Annotated in this window: 10 protein-coding genes; 5 read left to right on the top strand and 5 right to left on the bottom strand. The window is 37.7% G+C overall.

Translation table 11 applies throughout. The features are described 5' to 3' along the window. The first annotated feature begins 12 nt into the window (after window positions 1-12). Window positions 13-1710 carry a glycosyltransferase family 2 protein gene (locus IQ236_RS12105; RefSeq protein WP_193869487.1) on the top strand — a complete coding sequence of 566 codons (1698 nt, stop codon included), beginning with the start codon at window positions 13-15 and terminating at the stop codon, window positions 1708-1710. A 354-nt stretch (window positions 1711-2064) separates the two neighbouring features. Here IQ236_RS12105 and IQ236_RS12100 read toward each other — a convergent pair whose 3' ends face one another. Next, a complete protein-coding gene (locus tag IQ236_RS12100; protein ID WP_193869486.1) occupies window positions 2065-2274 on the bottom strand; it encodes a tetratricopeptide repeat protein in 210 nt (69 codons plus the stop codon). 28 nt (window positions 2275-2302) lie between these two features. Further along, window positions 2303-3892, bottom strand: coding sequence for a tetratricopeptide repeat protein (locus IQ236_RS12095; protein ID WP_193869485.1), 1590 nt, complete (start codon window positions 3890-3892; stop codon window positions 2303-2305). A gap of 103 nt (window positions 3893-3995) precedes the next feature. On the opposite strand from IQ236_RS12095, the gene IQ236_RS12090 reads away from it, so the two are divergent. Both IQ236_RS12090 and IQ236_RS12085 read left to right on the top strand, forming a co-directional pair. Continuing rightward, entirely contained in the window at window positions 3996-5066 is a 1071-nt protein-coding gene (locus tag IQ236_RS12090) for a glycosyltransferase family protein (RefSeq protein WP_193869484.1), read from the top strand. A gap of 42 nt (window positions 5067-5108) precedes the next feature. Next, the gene (locus IQ236_RS12085; RefSeq protein WP_193869483.1) at window positions 5109-7355 is read left to right on the top strand and encodes a sulfotransferase; all 2247 of its coding nucleotides are present in this window, start codon (window positions 5109-5111) and stop codon (window positions 7353-7355) included. Between the two features lie 84 nt (window positions 7356-7439). Here IQ236_RS12085 and IQ236_RS12080 read toward each other — a convergent pair whose 3' ends face one another. Further along, window positions 7440-8711 (bottom strand): tetratricopeptide repeat protein, encoded by a 1272-nt coding sequence (locus tag IQ236_RS12080; RefSeq protein WP_193869482.1) that lies wholly within the window; start codon window positions 8709-8711, stop codon window positions 7440-7442. 175 nt (window positions 8712-8886) lie between these two features. Here IQ236_RS12080 and IQ236_RS12075 point away from each other — a divergent pair, with 175 nt between their 5' ends. Together IQ236_RS12075 and IQ236_RS12070 are read left to right on the top strand one after the other, a co-directional pair. Then, entirely contained in the window at window positions 8887-9888 is a 1002-nt protein-coding gene (locus tag IQ236_RS12075; RefSeq protein WP_193869481.1) for an STELLO glycosyltransferase family protein, read from the top strand. A gap of 69 nt (window positions 9889-9957) precedes the next feature. Further along, window positions 9958-13428 carry a tetratricopeptide repeat protein gene (locus IQ236_RS12070; RefSeq protein ID WP_228041577.1) on the top strand — a complete coding sequence of 1157 codons (3471 nt, stop codon included), beginning with the start codon at window positions 9958-9960 and terminating at the stop codon, window positions 13426-13428. Between the two features lie 36 nt (window positions 13429-13464). On the opposite strand, the gene IQ236_RS12065 is transcribed toward IQ236_RS12070, so the two are convergent. Next, window positions 13465-14151, bottom strand: coding sequence for a methyltransferase domain-containing protein (locus tag IQ236_RS12065; protein WP_193869479.1), 687 nt, complete (start codon window positions 14149-14151; stop codon window positions 13465-13467). 75 nt (window positions 14152-14226) lie between these two features. After that, entirely contained in the window at window positions 14227-17685 is a 3459-nt protein-coding gene (locus IQ236_RS12060) for a tetratricopeptide repeat protein (protein ID WP_193869478.1), read from the bottom strand. Window positions 17686-17756: the final 71 nt, after the last annotated feature.

Here is a 17756-nt window from a genome sequence, read left to right as displayed (position 1 = left end):
TCAGGAGCAATTGTGACAGCTACCCCTTTATCAATTTATCCTAATATTCAACCCACGTTAACAATCACGATTTTTGCAGTCCCTAAACCGTTTCGAGGTCAGATTCGGATAATTCAACGGAATGCTATTCAAAGTTGGACAAAGTTGCAACCGCAACCGGAGATTATCTTATTGGGAACTGATCAGGGAACTCAAGAAACGGCTAAAGAGTTCGGTTTACGTTATATTCCTGACATCAACGTTAATGCTCAAGGAACGCCTCTATTAAATAGTATTTTTTTCCAAGCTTCCCAACAAGCCACTCACCGAATTTTGACTTATGTTAATTCGGATATTATTTTAACGAGGGATTTCATACCAACGGTTCAACAAGTTGTCAGCCAATACCCGCAATTTTTAATATTAGGAAGACGTTGGAATTTGGATATTACTGATTCCATCGATTATAATAATCCTAATTGGGAACAAAATTTACGCGATCGCCTTCATCAAGCTGGAACTTTCAGTGGTGTAGGCGCATTAGATTATTTCGTTTTCCCTAAACCTTTATTTTCCCAACTTCCAGAATTTGCCATTGGACGAGCAGGTTGGGATAACTGGATGGTGGGGGAAGGACTCAAACAGAATATTCCGGTGATTAATGCCAGCCAGATAATTACTGCAATTCATCAAAATCATGACTATCATCATCTACCTGGACATCGTTTAGAAGCGTTTCAAGGAACCGAAGCGCAACACAATCAAGTTTTTCTTCAAAATCATTTTGCGGGAAATAGTGCTGATGCGACAATTTACCTGACTCCCCTTTCTTCTAACCTTAGTCCTAAAGTGAGTGTGATTATTCCCACCACCTGTGTAGAGACGCGCCATGGCGCGTCTCTACCCGCCACCATTGATAGTGTTTACCAACAAACTTTTACAGACTTTGAAATTATTGTTGTTGATGATAATAATTCTATAGGGGAAATGCGATCGCTATTAACCAGAGAATATCCCTTAATTCGCTATATCCATCAACCTTCTTCAGGAATTGTAGCCACTTATAATCAGGGTTTGGAAGTTGCGGAAGGGGAATTTATCACATTTTTGCATCCTCCAGAAGTGTTTTTACCCAACAAACTCGCTCAACAAGTGGCTTGCTTTGAACAGAAAGCAGGGTCTTTAGAAATGGTTTTCAGTTCTTGGAAAACCCCGTCTAGTTTTCGAGATCACAACATCAACCTCCTTGCCTTTGGGTCAGTATTACAAGGACGAGAAGGCTTGCACGGCGTTCATGGCTGGATGTTACCGACGCTGTGGCAATTTATCCGCACTAGCACGATTTTATTTCGGCGCAGTTGGGTACAGCGTTATGGTGGCTTTAATCCCCAACTGTCTGAACAAGCTGCTACCCTTGATTTATTGCTGAATTTATCCTCACGGGGGGCTGCGGCGGTTTGTTTGGAACAACCGACAATTTGCAGTTTGGAACCTAAACCGTTAACGGTTGAAAGGATTCATCAAATGGCAGCCGAGTCAGAACAACTGCTACAAAGCTATTTTTCCCGTCCCACCGTTAAACCTTGGATGCGTCCTCTGGAGTCTCTAGCTTATACTCAAACTTTCCAATGGTTAGCCAGTTTAATTTCTGATGAACCCCAAAAGGCAAAATTCATTCATTGTTATCACCGCTATTTTCAGCAGACCCAACCTTTCAGGGTTAACGCATAAAATCATGTTTTTGTCAAGTCTCGAATTTTGTCTTAATCTTCCGTTACAAAAACTCGTGCATCGGGAATTGAGAATCGAGCCGGAATATTGTAAATTTTGCTTAATCTTGAACGAAGTTATAGCCTTCTAGCCGTCATTTTTACAAATAGACAGACTAACCCCTTGGGTAGTGTTTTTTCAAGCTTACCACAACCCCCATGATTTCGTCAACTATTTGAAAATAATTTTCAATAAAAAATCCGGTTGGAGTCTCTTAATTTTAAAATTTAAAAGGATCATGAATTAATTATAATATATTCTTATCAATAATCCCTAGGAATAGGAAGACGAAAAAAATTGTCCCAGAGTCTCCCTTCAATGATGACTGGTACAGACGCGCCATGGCGCGTCTCTACTGATTAATGCTTCTCCCAAATTCCGATAAAACCATAAATGAATCGGTTCTCCTTGTTGTTCTATCCCTTTTTGATAACAATCAATCGCTTCTTTCAAATAGCCTTGACGATGTAATTGTTGTCCCAACTCCTGATAAATCTCAGGATTATTGGGACTATTTTGTAACATCTCTCGATATCGGGAGAGGGGATCTAAATTAACGTTGTTTTTTTTTTGAAATTACACGGCTAATCCCTTCATAAGCGAGATCAAAATCCGGTCTGAGATTAATGGCTTTTTGGAAATAAGCAAGGGAATCTTGATAATTTCCTTTTTGTTCTAAGGCTTCTGCCCAGTGTAAATGAATATCCGGTGATTGGTCATAAATCTCACAAGCGCGACGATAACAACTAATCGCTTCATCCCACTTTTGCAACATCGCAAAGGTATGACCTAAAAGATGATAAGCAACGGGAGATCCAGGGTTAAGAACACAAGCGCGACGTAAAGCGACTAACGCATTTTCAATGTTGCCTTGTTGTCGGAGAGATTGTCCTAAATTTTGATAAGATTCAAAGGAATCAGGAATAAACTCTTGATTCCGACGATATTGAGCGATCGCTTCTTCAAATTGGCGTTGTTTGCCTAAAAGTTGTTGTAACCCAAACTCAATGCTGCTCTGATTTTCTGGATTCAGTTCTAAGGCTTGACGATAGGCAGAAATCCCTTCTTCCCATTGATAAAATTGGGCTAAAGCTTGTGCTAATTGCTCATATAATTCGGCTGAGGCAGTTCCTAAATCACAAGCTTGACGATAAACGGTAATCGCTTCTTCTAAATGATGAACTTGAACCAGTGCTTGAGCTAAACTTTGTTGATTTTGAATAGAATCAGGATTCAGTTCAACACAACGACGATAACTTGTTACGGCTTCTTGCCATTGATTTTGTGCAGCTAACACTTTTCCTAACTGTTGATAAGCATCTGCAAAATTAGGATTCAATTCACAAGCGCGATGCAAAACGACTGTTGCTTCTTCCCATTCTTGCTGTTGAACTAATGCCGAGCCTAAATCATAATGAGCTTCCGCCGAGTTAGAATTAACGTGACAACGGCGACGACAAAGATTAATGAGTTCTTGCCATTGTTCTTGACTGTTTAAAATATCTTGCAATCGCTGATAAGCTTCGGTTAAATTCGGATTCAGTTGACAAGCACGACGATAGTTACTCACGGCTTCATCGGCTTGATCTAGTTGTTCTTGAATCACACCTAAACCCAAATAACACTCCGGCCAATAAGGATTAATTTGTAACGCTTGATGATAGGCAGAAAGAGCATCTTGCCATTGATGTTGTTGAGCAAAAGCTTGTGCTAAATAATAGTAGGTTTCCCCGTTGTTGGGTTTAAGCTCTAACGCCTTCTGAAATTGAGTAACCGCTTCTGTAAAATTGCCTTGTTGGGTTAAGGCAACGCCTAAATTCGTGTAAAATTCATGAAAGCTCGGATCTTGGTCGAGGGCTTTGCGGAAACAAGTGATGGCTTCGCTATAATTACCCTGCTGAGTCAACACACTGCCTAAGCGGTCATAAAACCAAGGGGAATTCGGTTGGAGATCAATGGCTTTTTGGTAAGCTGCCATCGCCTTTTGGACATCTCCCTGTTGGTTGAGGGCTTCCCCTAAGTTATAGTAACTCCAAGGGGATGTCGGATTTTCCTGTATCGCTTGTTCATAGGTTTCAATGGCCTGTTCAAACTGACTTGTCCGTAACGGTTGATGGGCGGTTTCAAAATAGCTAACACTCATGCCTGTATTCTCGGTTAATTTTAAGATTCAATAAGAGTTGAGGGCGACTTCAGGGAAGTTAAGAATTACAATAAAATACCTGTTTTGGATTGTACAGGAATTTATGCAATTTCATTCCTCCAAATTACAACAAATTAGATATCAGCTAGAGCGATCGCAATCTTGGCTACAAGAAATTGAAGTCAAAATGAACACTTGGCAGTCTCCCTCAACTCTGCCTCTACCTGGACGTCAGTCATTTTTATTTTACCGAGATTATGGAGGGTTCACAGGGGGACATTTAAAAGTTTGGGATTATTTTAATCATGTCCAATTTTCCCAACGCTATTCTCCCTTGATTTATTTTACGCCTCAAAGCAGTTGGGATGCTAGTAATCCTTGGTTAAATTTAGAGCGAAAATTGATATTATCGCAACCGTTAGAATATTCTGATATAATTTTTATGGAAGGGTTAGATTGGCAGTTCCTCGATGAACGCTATAAAAACAATTCTCCCATTCCGATTATTAATTTAATTCAGCACGTTCGACACGCTTATCCTGATAATCCCCGTTATCCTTTTCTCAAGTATAAAGCGATTCGGATTTGTGTCAGCACAGAGATCAAAACGTATTTAGAAGCCACTGATCAAGTGAATGGAGAAATATTTGTTATTCCTTGTGGCTTGGATCTGAACTTAATTCCTCAAGGAATAGATTGGCATCAAAAAGAGGATAAAATTTTAATTGCTGCTTTAAAAGAACCGGAATTGGGACAAACCTTAAAGATAGAATTAGAAAAAATAGGGAAGAACGTGGAACTCCTGACGACACAACTTCCCAGAACCGAATATCTACAAAAGCTAAACCGTGCCAAAATCACCTTGTTTCTCCCCAACCAAACAGAAGGGGAAGGGTTTTACCTTCCGGCCTTAGAAGGGATGGCAGTGGGGACATTGGTGATTTGTCCAGATTGTATTGGCAATCGTTCCTTTTGTCATTCAGGTAGAAATTGTTTACGTCCTGAGTATACCATAGAAAGTTTATTGAATGCGCTCCAACAAGCCTTACAATATTCTCAAATTCAAATTGGGGAAATGTTAACCCATGGGAAACAAACCGCCCATGAACATGATCTCCTTAAAGAGCGTCAAGCTTTTTTAGAGATTCTCGATAATATTCATGAAATTTGGTAAACCTTAATCCTCAACTCTCACCCTTTAATTTATTGGAAATCTATGCAAAAGCAAAACCCAGAACAAACTGCTTTCATTATCACCGGAATGCACCGTTCAGGAACTTCCTTAACCGCATCTATTCTTCAGAGCGCAGGGGTTCATATAGGCCGAAATTTATTAGGTGCAGATCACGTTAATATAAAAGGTCATTTTGAGAATATTGACTTTTATCACCTTCACATGAATATTCTTGACTCACAAGGAGCCAGTAGTGCAGGTTGGACATTACAGGACAATTTGGAAATTAAAGAAGAATTTGTTGACCGAGCTAAAGAACTCATCGAACAAAATGCTTTAAGTGCTGTCTGGGGATGGAAAGAACCTAGAACTACTCTATTTTTAGAATTTTGGGCAAAACTGTTACCCGAAGCCAAATTTTTATTAATTTTTCGTTCTCCTTGGGAAGTTGCAGATTCCCTGTATCGGCGACAGGATGAAATCTTTCAAACTCAGCCTGAATTAGCCATCAAATATTGGCAGCATTATAATCAAAAAATCCTGAATTTTTATAATCAAGAGCAACATCGTTGTTTGCTAACCAATTTATACACAATTATTCAAAACCAAACTGCCTATATTGATACTATTAATCAAAAGTTTAACGTTGAGTTAAGTTATCCAGCACCCACTGCTTACGAGCCTTCTTTATTAAAAACTGAGATTTCTTCAAACAGTCAGAAACCGACTTTAATTGACTATTATTTTCCTGAAGCCATTGAACTATATCAGGAACTTGAAGGGAGAGCATGGCATCCTGAACAAACACCAGACTTTTCTTGGCAAGACTTATTAAAACCATCTCTGTATCGCTCTTGGGCCTTTCAAGATTGGGCGAATGGGCGTCGATTAGAACAGGAAAATAAATCCTTAAAAGCTCAATTGCAAGACCAACAAGCTGAAGTCCAAGAAGCTCAATTAATTAAAACTGAGTTAGAGCAAACAAAAACTCAATTAAAAACGGCAGAAACTTTATTAGATCAATCTCAATCTCAATTACATGAAACCGAAACGGTTTTAGAAAAATCTCAATCTCAATTACATGAAACCGAAACGGTTTTAGAAAAATCTCAAGCTCAACTAACAGAAACCCAAACAGCTTTCCAAAAATCTCAAGCTCAACTAACAGAAACCGAAACGGTTTTAGAAAAATCTCAAACCCAGTTACAACGCACCGAGTCAGTTTTACAACAGTCTCATACTCAACTCAACCAAACTCGGACTGAATTAGAAACCGCTAAAACTCAACTGAGTCAAGCTCAATTTGATGTAATGCGGTATCAATCCCAATTACATCAAACTCAAGAAGAATTAGAATATTATGAACTAAACTGGCCTCAAGTTCAGGACGATTTAACACGGTATAAAACTCAACTTGGGGAATCTGAAGTTAAGATTTATGAAGCTGAAGCTTTATTGAGTCAATTAATGATGCAGTTACAACAAACCCAAAAGCGAGAAGAACGCTTTCAAATTCAACTGCATCAAACCGTAAAAGAACTAGAAGAAAAAACAACTCAACTGCACCAAGAACAAGCAGCTTTGCAACAAGCAACTAATCAAGTTAAACAACTAAAACGGGATTTAAAACGCTCAAATTCCCAACTGTATCAAGTGCAAGGAGAGTTGGATTTATACCATTCTCAATTAGAACAATCGGTATCTCAATTAGAAATAGTGCAAACGGAATTGACTCAAACTCAGTCACAATACGAGCAAACTAAACGAGACTTCAAACAAAAACAAGCTCAAATTCATCAACTACAAACTGAATTGAAGCGATCGCAAGCTCAACTACACGAACTGCAAGTTGAATTAGCTCAATCCCAAGCTCAATTAGAACAAATGCAGGAACGGCAACGCCTAGAGCAAACAATGGCTGAAGATCCCAAACCAGAAAGCGAAATCAACTACAACCTATTAATTTGGGATGCTTGGAATGCTTACCGAAATGGTAAATTACCTTTAATGAAACAGCATCTTCAGCAAGCGTTGAAATTAACTAAAACCTCTCCAAGTGAAACAATTTTGACTTGGTTAGAAACCTTTTCTAAATTATCCTTAGCCCAAGGCTTTGAACTAGATTCCCAAAGCTTAACCGATTCTGAGGAATGGCAACAGTTAATGGGCCAAATGATGGTCAAAAAACCAATGCCATTACCTTTAATTAAACCTTATCTATCCACCCCAGAACATCCTGAGTCTGAACCAATAGCTCTGAGTGGGGCAGAAAATCCTAACTTAAATTAAGCTCAGACTGCTCCCGTAGAGACGTTTCATGAAACGTCTCTACCCAGGCGGCACATTAAGGCTGAAGTCCGGGTTTTACGGCTCCTAGACGCGATGGTAACAAAGTTCGGCTTCTTCCGTTTTCCCCAGTTGAGTTAAAACATCCCCCAGTAACTGGTAGGTAGATACCCAGTTCGGATTTAATTCAAGGACTCGGCGGTAACATTGGGCTGCTGCTTCTAAGTCCGCTTGAGCAGCTTGGGGAAGAGGTTGTAAGGGGGAACGATTTTGCAACGCTTCCCCCAAATGTTGGTAAACAACATCAGATTCGCTGATATTTAAGGCGCGACGGTAAGCAGTAATGGCTTCATCCCAACGTTGCAGTTGAGCCAGGGCAAACCCTAAATGATCTTGAGCTTCCAAGGAATTTGGATCAAGTTCAACGGAATGGTGATAGGCAGTAACCGCCTGTGGCCACCGTTGTAAGGTCGCTAAAGCATCCCCCAAATGTTGGTAAATAATCGCGGCATCAGGAGCCAGTTCCAATGCTTGATGATAGGAGGTAATTGCCTCTTCCCATTGGTGGGTTAGGGATAAGGTATGTCCGAGAAAATGATAATAAATGGCGAATTGAGGGTCAATTTCTGTGGCTTTACGGAAATCGGTAATCGCCTCTTGCATTTTGCCTTGATTTCTGATCATCAAGCCTAACTTATAATGAGTCCAGGATGATTTGGGGTTTAGTTTAATCACCTGTTGATAAGACTCAACGGCTTCCTCAATTTGGTTTAGAGCTTCTAACGCTTCTCCCAACTGTTGATAAAGTTCCCAGTTGTGGGGACTGACTTCAAGGGCTTTCCGCAAATAAGCAATGCCTTCGCTTCCCCGTCCTTGACGAGCAAAGGCTTCCCATAAATAGTGATAACAGGAGGTTGCATCGGGTTCCAGTTCAAGTGCGGTTTGTAGGGAACTGATGGCTTCTGAAAAATGTCCTTGTTGGCAGAGCAATTTTCCCAGGCTTTGCTGAAACTCATAAAAATCAGGATTGAGTTCCACAGCGCGGCGGTAGGCATCCGTTGCTTCGGGGATTTTCCCCTGTTGCTCTAGGAGTTCTGCCAAGTTATAGTAAGACCAAGCCGAGTTGGGATTCAGTTCGCAGGCTTTTTGGTAACTTGCGATCGCTTCCTCAACCTGACCCAGTTGAGCCAAGGTTTCCCCTAAGTTGTGGTGATACCAGGAAAAGTTGGGTTTTTCAGTGATAGCATGACGGTAAGCAACCACGGCTTGATCGAATTGACGGTGCTGCTGGTACTGATTTGCTTGCTTAAAACAAGAATTTGCGTCTTGTAGAGAAGTGAGTTGGAAATTTGTGTTCATGTCTTGTCAATTCTGCCACTCAATATTATTATAGCATAAGCAATAAATGGCTTCTTTAAATAACTGTTTTATGACTCCTCAATTATGTAATATTAATTTGAGAAACTCAAAACAGACCAGCATCTGATCCGATCTGGAACAAGTCAAGTCTAGCCGAGTAAAAACCAGAAAAATAATGATCAAAGCTTTTGTTTTAACAACGATTAACGACCCAACAGATGCGCTCTTCAAATATCGAGATATTCTTTTAGATTTAGGCTGGAATATTATTATTGTTGGAGATAAAAAAACACCATCCACCTTTGAATTGCCTGGAGCAGAGTATTTAAGTATTGATCGGCAATATGACGAATTTGGAGAAATTGCATCTCTGATTCCTGCCAATCATTACGCTCGAAAAACATTAGGATACCTATATGCCTTAAAAAAAGGCGCAGAGATCATTGCTGAATCCGATGATGATAATATTCCTTATCTGGATCGGTATCCTAATTTTTTACCCAGTCAAGTCAAAACGCCGATCATGGAAGCACGGGGAGTTTATAACGTTTATTCATACTTTACCTCTGAAAAAATATGGCCTCGCGGCTTACCCCTGGATGCAATTAAAAATAAAATTGATCAAACCCTAACAGACGAAAAAGAAGTAACTTGTTATGTTCAGCAAGGGTTAGCTGATTTAGATCCTGATGTGGATGCCATCTATCGATTAACAGCATCCGAAGCAGAAATTATCTTTGATTCTGGCAAAAAGTTAGCGTTGGGAGTAGGTTGTTATAGTCCCTTCAACACTCAAAATACTTTATTCTACAAACCTGCATTTCCTCTGATGTTACTCCCCATTGGAGTCCATAGTCGTGTAACCGATATCTGGCGGAGTTATATAGCTCAACGGTTGTTATGGTGCATGAATTCTTCTGTACTTTTCTTATCTCCTTCTGTTTACCAACTCAGAAATGAACATAATCTTTTAAAAGATTTTGAAGCGGAAGTTCCTTTGTATACAGAAGTTAAAATTTTTATTAGTCTTTTAGACAGTTTTTCATCTAAATCTAGCCAAGCCAGTGAACTAATGATAGAACTTTACACCCATCTTTACCAGCATAAATTTTTATCTGAAATTGACCTTAAACTTTGCCAATTGTGGAGTCAAGAAATTAGTAAGTATATGGGGTGAGGAATAACCAATATTCCTAATAACATCAAGCTTCATTAATTATAGAGCAACATACAATCAAGTTGAATTATGAGTGAAAGTCTGAAAATGAATGAACTGAAGACCTGGGAAGATTACTATAAATTAAGTCAATCTTCCTTTGAACAGGGAAAATTAGCAGAATCAATTGGGAGTTACCGTCGAGCACTCATGCTCAACCCTAACTTGACTCAACCGAGTTTTCTAGGACAGTTACCTGAATTAAACACGATTCATATTCCTGCTAAACAATTAAATATTCTTCCTGATCCAAAAACAATAGAAACCTCAGAAGGTTTTGTTATTAGTTTAGCTGGAAATCAAAATTTTGTATTTTACGGCCCTTATATTGATATTCCTGATGGATTTTATCGAGTTCAAGTCCAGTTTGATTTCCCCGGTTTTAATTCTGAGCAAACCGATGTCTCTAATGAGCAAAAAGGCTTCAAATTTGATATTGCTGCCCCTTTTCCTTCCATTATTTATGAAACTGAAGTTGCTATAGGACAGAATCAGTTAGATTTTTATTTAGATTTTGTTAATGGTGAAAGGACAGAGTTTCGCTTTTTTTCGTTTGGTACATCTTTTTTGGTTAAATCGATCAATCTGACTTTAGTTTATTCGCCTCAAAACAGCTTAGATACGGCTTTAAATTATTATTTTGATCTAGCGACTTTTTTTGTGTTAAAAAATAAAACTGATAAAGCCTATATCGCCTATACAAAATGTATTGAATCGGATTCATTAGATCTAAAAATAGAAGATTTTTTAGCAAATTATCAAGTTTTTTTGACAGATGCTGAATGGGTTAATGCTTACTCAAATTTAGGGGAAATTTTTCAGCAAAAAGGAGAAATAGAAAAAGCAATTAGCTGCTATCATCAATTGATTAAACGAGTCCCTACTCAATCTAGTGCTTATGAAAGTCTAGCCCTGCTTCTAGCAGAGCAAGGTAAAATTCAAGAAGCTGTAGCTGTGTTTCAAAAAGCTAACCCAACATTCCAAAAAACAGAGATCTACGATAAAATCTGGAAAAATATCAATATTTGTGGTAGTTTAAGTGATAATTTTGAGGAAAGTCGAGAAATTAGCCTAGAAAAAGCTGATCAATACTTTAGACAAAAAACCAACTCGTATACCATAATTAATGTCAATGCCTTGGATGAGGAAAACAAAGCTTTTCTTGAGCATTCTCAAATTTCTTTATCCAATTTAAAACTGATTCAGCAGGAAAATATTAGTTTAGAAGAAATCTATATTAATATTGATAGTAAAAATAAAAATCAAAGATTAAGTAAATTAGTTAACAAAAAGTCTGGGTTCACTTGGGAGCTTCTTAACCCTAAACATTTCCAACAAAGTATTATTGAAACCGGATATATTTATACGGTTTGTCCTTTTACAGGTGAGGTTCTCAAAAGCAATCAATCCTTCTATATTCAAGACAATGGAGTTGTTCCTTTATGTTTCTATCGATTCCAAGGAAGAGAAGTATTTTATTTAGTTGTCGGTGCTTGGAGTGGAGGAAAAATCGCTGTTTATTTTCCCAAAATAGAACTCTTGGTTTTGATCTCAAACGAGTGGGGAATGTGGTTAAAACATGAGGAATATCTCAATAAATTTAAAGCTAATTTAGTCAGTAATTGGCAAGATGTAAAATCTTATATTTCCTTAGAGAATAAAAACAAAAAAATCACCTCGATTTCAGGAGTGATTGCTAATTTAGGTCACTATTTCTGGAATGAATTAACAGCGATTCAATATTTATATGATAATCAAATATTGGATCGAGTTGATCAATTTCTAACAGGATCAGATAGTCGATTAGACCTTCATGATCTCTTTCCTGAAATTTCTCCAGATAAAATTCATAAAGTCGAGAATAAACAAGATTTTTTTCAAATTATCCTGAAAAACAATCTTTTTGCTGTTCGATTAACCGATTTTTCTATTCAGGAAAGTTTAATTAAACGGATATACAACGCAGCTATCAAAAATTGTAATGAAGCTTTTTTGCAACAAATTGAAGAAGCTAAAACACGTTTTCCTTTAATCTGGATCAATCTTCGCGGTCATAATAAATCTTGGATTTCTCAGGTAGAGGGCTATGCCAATATTATTTCTGAATTGTCTAAAGAATATCCAAACCTAGCCATTATTTTTGATGGTTTCCCCACAGAAAAAGATACTATGGAGAAAATCATCCAGCAAGTTCCATCAACAGTCAAAATATATGATGGCTTAAACTGTTCTATACAAGAAACTTTAGTATGGGCATTTGCCATAGATACTTATATTTCTATCATTGGATCGGGATTAACGTTAGTGACCTGGATTGCCAATAAGCCCGGTGTTGCTCACTCTGATCGCGCCCACTATTCTCAAATTCAGATGTGGGCAGAAGCTCGTGATAATGCGATCGCACCTAGTTATGTACCCATTGAGTCTATTGTAGATATACAAGACCGACGGGAAGGCTGGCTCAACTATGAATGTGATTGGAAAGTCATCTATAATGAGATCGTTAATGTAATTCGTAGTTTAAAACAATCTTCAGAGCAGGATAAACCAGAAATGAAAACTGAAATCGAACAAGAAATGTCAGAATTAGTATTAGAAAAACACCCTGATTTGACTCAAGCCAAATTACCAAATAGCCCACAGGATATAATAACGCTTCAGTCTGAATTAGAGCAGACTAGAGAAGAGTTAGAGCGTTCACAATCACAGTTAGATGAAGTTTTAGCAGAACTCGAACAAGCACACTGGGAACTCCATAAAAATGAAGAAAGTAAAAATCAAGAAAATAAAGTTGAACAAGCTGTTCCCACTCCATTACAAGAACAAAAATCAAGTTCATCTGAATATTTCAAACTAGACTTGGGTTGTGGTGGAAATAAAAAACCAGGAACGATTGGTTTAGACTACTGCGAAATTCCTGGGGTTGTTGATCATGTTCTTAACTTACAAACGGATAAATTACCGTTTCCAGACCGCAGTGTTGATTATGTTTACTCGGCTCATTGTTTAGAGCATCTAACTGAATCACCTGTTCATTTATTTAAAGAAGTGAGTCGAGTTTGTGTAGAAGGTGCTCGACTAGAGTTTTGGACTCCTTATCTTTGGCATAACTCAGCATTTATTTACGGGCATACGACTTACTATCAAGAAGATAATTATATGCACCTTTGTGTTTGGTTTCCCGATTTCTGGGCACCCGGTTTAGGGGCAAGATGGTATTTAAAAGAACTGGTGTATGTTATAGAGCCACAAATTTTAGTTGAACTCTATAAACAAAAAGTTCAACTAGATTTTGCAATTCGATATTATAAAGGAGTTGTTCATGAACTTGGTGCTATCATCGAAGTTAGTCATGAAAACAAAGGACAGATTATCTATCCTCAACGTAGTTTTACGACAAATCGCTCTGCCCAACGTTTCTTACTTCAACAGCAATCTCAACCTGTTGATGAAATTGAGCTAACTCAAGCGATCAACTGGTTTAATACTGCATCCAGTTGAGCCAGAGTTTTTAGCTTGAGAATTTCAGGATTAGGATTAAGGATTTTGAGTTTTTTTGAGAATACAGATAAACTCAAAATCATTTTCTTGAAATTTTTCTAGTGTAAATGGAAAACCTAATTTTCCTTGGCAATAGGATAGCATTTCTAAAAAGGAATCAGGTTTCCAAACATGGAAATGAATACTGTAGTCCATATTTAATAAAAGTTGCACACGAGCAGCAACCTGTTCTTCTGGAACTTTATCTACTAAACAAACATATTCCTGATAATGATCTTGTTTAGACCATTCTGGCCCTTCCTGATAATCTTGAACGAGATGATCCAAATCAGTCAAAGGACGATCTAAATCAAAGGTGTGACGTTTATCAGGAACCCCCATATACAGGATTCCTCCTTCCTTAAGTACCCTAAGAAAGTTTTGAATCGCGTCAATAGGGTTTTGACAATGCTCAATCATGTGATTAGCAATAACAAAATCCCAAACGTTATCCTGAATTTTGGATAGTTTTTCACCATCATCAACAATGTCAGGATCAACAAGATTTACTGCTGATAATTCTGGATATTGTTTTCTGAGATCAGTGGCAGACATTCGATCAACATAGTGAACTTTTGTGCCTTCAGGAACTTCTAGAGGAGCATGAAGTGCACCCACTTCAATGCCTTCCCCACTAATATATTGAACAGCAAGCTCCTTGCGGACTTGATAAACATCAACCATCAACTAACTCCTGAATTCAAGCCTTAAAAATCCTAACTTAATCTAGCATAACTCTTAAGGCTTGAGATTCATCATTTAGACTTTGATTCGATAGTCTTGAAAATCCCGGCTCAAATGAGGGCTATAGTAGGGATCGTTATCAATATACTTTTGCCAACGACTTTCCATAATTTTGGATTCTCGGTTTAGACGTTCTTTCTTTTCTGGGGTATCTTCATAACCCCGACTTTTGGATTCATGGTGATAAAGTTTAACGTGAGGTAAGTACAAATTACGATAACCTTTATCTAGCATTTTCAAACACAAGTCTACGTCATTATAAGCCACGGTTAACTGTTCATCCAAACCTCCAACTTCTTCAAATACTTCTCGCCGACACATTAAACAAGCACCTGTAACGGCTGAAGTATTATTTAACCCAATCACATTACTAAAGTACCCTGGAGTTTGGGGCATATTGTAATAGGGATGACCTGCTACACCCCCTAATCCCATCACAACTCCAGCGTGTTGAATCGTGTTGTCAGGAAATAGCAATAAACCGCCGACTGCTCCAATAGCAGGTCTTTGAACTTGCTCAACCATGGCATTAATCCAGTCAGAGGTAATCACTTCTGTATCATTATTTAAGAACAGTAGATAATCTCCAGTCGCTTGACTGACCCCATAATTATTGATTTTAGAAAAGTTGAAAGGAATATCTAATCGATAGCATTTAAACCGTTCTTTTTCCTTCTCAGACCAGTAATTAATAATTTGTGCCGTATCCTTCTCGACACTACCATTATCAATTAGAATCACTTCATAGTTTGGATAAACAGTTTGAGTAAAAATAGAGTCCAAACAGCGATCAAGAACTTGTCCTAAATCCCGTGTCGGAATAATAATACTAACTCGTTTATATTCACTAATTTCATAGCGGACTGAATGGTGTCCTAAAAACCCAGGAATTCCCAGAATTTCACCCTTTTCACCCCGACGATCAACTGCATCTTGTAAGGCTTTTTTAGAGGCTTCATAAGCATAAGGTTTAGCTTCTGTTCCCCCCGCCGCCGATCCCGGGTGCATCCGCCAATGATAGAGAATTTTGGGAATATGGTAAATTTTTTCGGTTTTTTCGGTAAATCTTAATACTAAATCATAATCCTGCGCTCCCTCATAACCCACTCGCCAACCCCCCATTTCTTTAATAATTGAATGTCTGTAAGTTCCTAAATGACAGGTATACATTCGGGAGAAAAAGGATTCGGGAGACCATTCTGGCTTAAAGAAAGGACTAATAAGTTGCTCATCAGGACTTAATTTATCTTCATCAGAATAAATCATATCTGCATCAGGATAACGGTTGAGCAATAATACCACTTCATACAAAGCATCTGGGGTAAGTGTATCATCATGATCTAATAGGGAAATAAATTCACCTGTTGCTAACTCTAATGCTGAGTTAGAAGATTTAGAAATATGACCATTTTCAGTCCGATAAATTACTTTAATTCGATTATCTTTAGCAACATATTCTTCTAAGATTTCTCGAACATGAGGTAGGGTTGACGCATCATCTGCAATACAAAATTCCCAGTGAGGATAGACTTGATTTAAAACAGAATCAATGGCTTCGCGTAAAAAATAAGCAGGCGTATTATAGACGGGCATAATAATACTAATTAGGGGCTTATAACTGAAAATTTCTAAGGTTTCAGCCATCTTTTTGAGTTCAGCTTCTCTGGGAAAGTTTTGAGCAACCCACAAGCTATATAAATGATCAGCAACTAGGGCTTTTTTAAGTAAAACATCTTGAATGCTTTTGACATCAAAAATAAATAGAGGATCAAGTTCACTTGCTCGTCGATAAGCTGCAATAGCTTCTTCGATTTTCCCTTGTTTAAGCAGTGCTGTTCCTAAATTTTGATACGACCAAGCAAAATGAGGATTAATTGCAATTGAGCTTTGATAAGCAGCAACAGCTTCATCTAAGCGATCAGGTTGCTCAAGCAACATATCCCCCAAATTATGATAAGACCAATGAAAATTCGGATTTAATTCAATGGCTTTTTGGTAAGCTGAAATCGCTTGTTCAAATTTCTTTTGGCGTTGTCGAATATCCCCTAAATTGTGATAGGAACCAAAATAGTCAGGATTTAATTCAATGGCTTTTTCATAGGTTTTGGCTGCTGCTTCCAGTTCACCTATTTTTTCAAAAGGTTCCCCTAAACGATGGTAAATATCCGATGAATTGGGGTTGATTTCTAAAGCTTTATGATAAACTGCGATCGCATCTTCAAACTCACTCATCCTGACAAATGCTTCTCCCAACTTTAGCAATAGTTCAAAGTCTTGGGGTTGAGTATCTTTAATTTTTTTATAATAAGTTAGTGCTTGTTCACGCTGATTTTTACTCCATAATAAATTAGCATATTTCCAACATAAATCTAAGTTATCTGGCTGATAATTTAATAACGTTTGATAAGCATCAATATCATCGCCATTTAATTCAATCGCTTTTTGATAATATTGATTTGCTTTTTGTAAATCCCCTGGGGTTCCTCGGTGCTTAAAAGCCTCTGCTAAACAAGGGTAAATATTGGTTAAATTAGGATTTAATTCTAATGCTTTAGAATAGGAAGCGATCGCAGCATCCCATCGTTCTAATTTGGCTAAAACTTTAGCAAAATCATGATGACAATCGGCTGATTCAGAATTCAATGCGATCGCTTGGGAATAAGCAGAAACGGCATTTTCCAATTGATTGAGTTGAGCAAAAACGTTACCTAAACTGTGATGAAATATGGCTACATTGGGTTTAATTTGAATAGCTTGGGAATAGGCATCAATGGCTTGATCAAACTTTTGAGAATGGAAATAAATGTCTCCCAGTGCATGATAGATTTCAGGCGATTTAGGATTAAATTCTAGGGCTTCTAATAATATACTTAAGGCTTGATCAAACAAACCTTTTTGAACTAATGCTTTGCCTAATATTTGATAAGCATCTCCTGAATTTGGATTGAGATCAATCGCTTTTCGACAAGAATCTATTGCTTCATTTAGTTGACCCCGTTGAGCTAAAGCTTCTCCTAAATATTGATAAGAAATGGCATCTTCTGAATTAAGTTCCAGAGCTTTTTGATAGTAACTAATTGCTGGTTCTAATTCCCCTTGTTTAAATAGAGCTTTCCCTAAACTGTTATAAAATTCAGTTACATTAGGATTAATAGCGATCGCAACTTTTAGTGCCTTAATTGCATCAGGTAAATTACCTAAATTTAATAAAACTTCTGCTAATTGATATTGCGACCAAGCCGAATCAGGATTTAATTCAATCGCACGCTGGAACGCTTGCATTGCTTCCAATAACTGATTATTTTCTGCTAATGCTTCTCCTAAATTATGATAAATCCAATGAAAATTAGGGCTTAATTGTGCCGCTCTACGATAAGCAACAATAGCAGCTTGCAATTGACCCGATTGTTTCAATTGATTGGCTTCTTCTAGTAAATTTGTAGATGTTTTGAAATTATTGGATTGAGATAGCATTTTTGATATTCCCTGAATATTCTTAATGTAAATTAACTCATTTATTGGTGATCTGTTAAATCTGTTTTGGT

Source organism: Planktothrix mougeotii LEGE 06226, from assembly GCF_015207485.1.
Taxonomy (GTDB): domain Bacteria; phylum Cyanobacteriota; class Cyanobacteriia; order Cyanobacteriales; family Microcoleaceae; genus Planktothrix.
The sequence above is the reverse complement of the archived record's forward strand: the minus strand, read 5'-3'. Positions and strand labels throughout refer to the sequence as shown.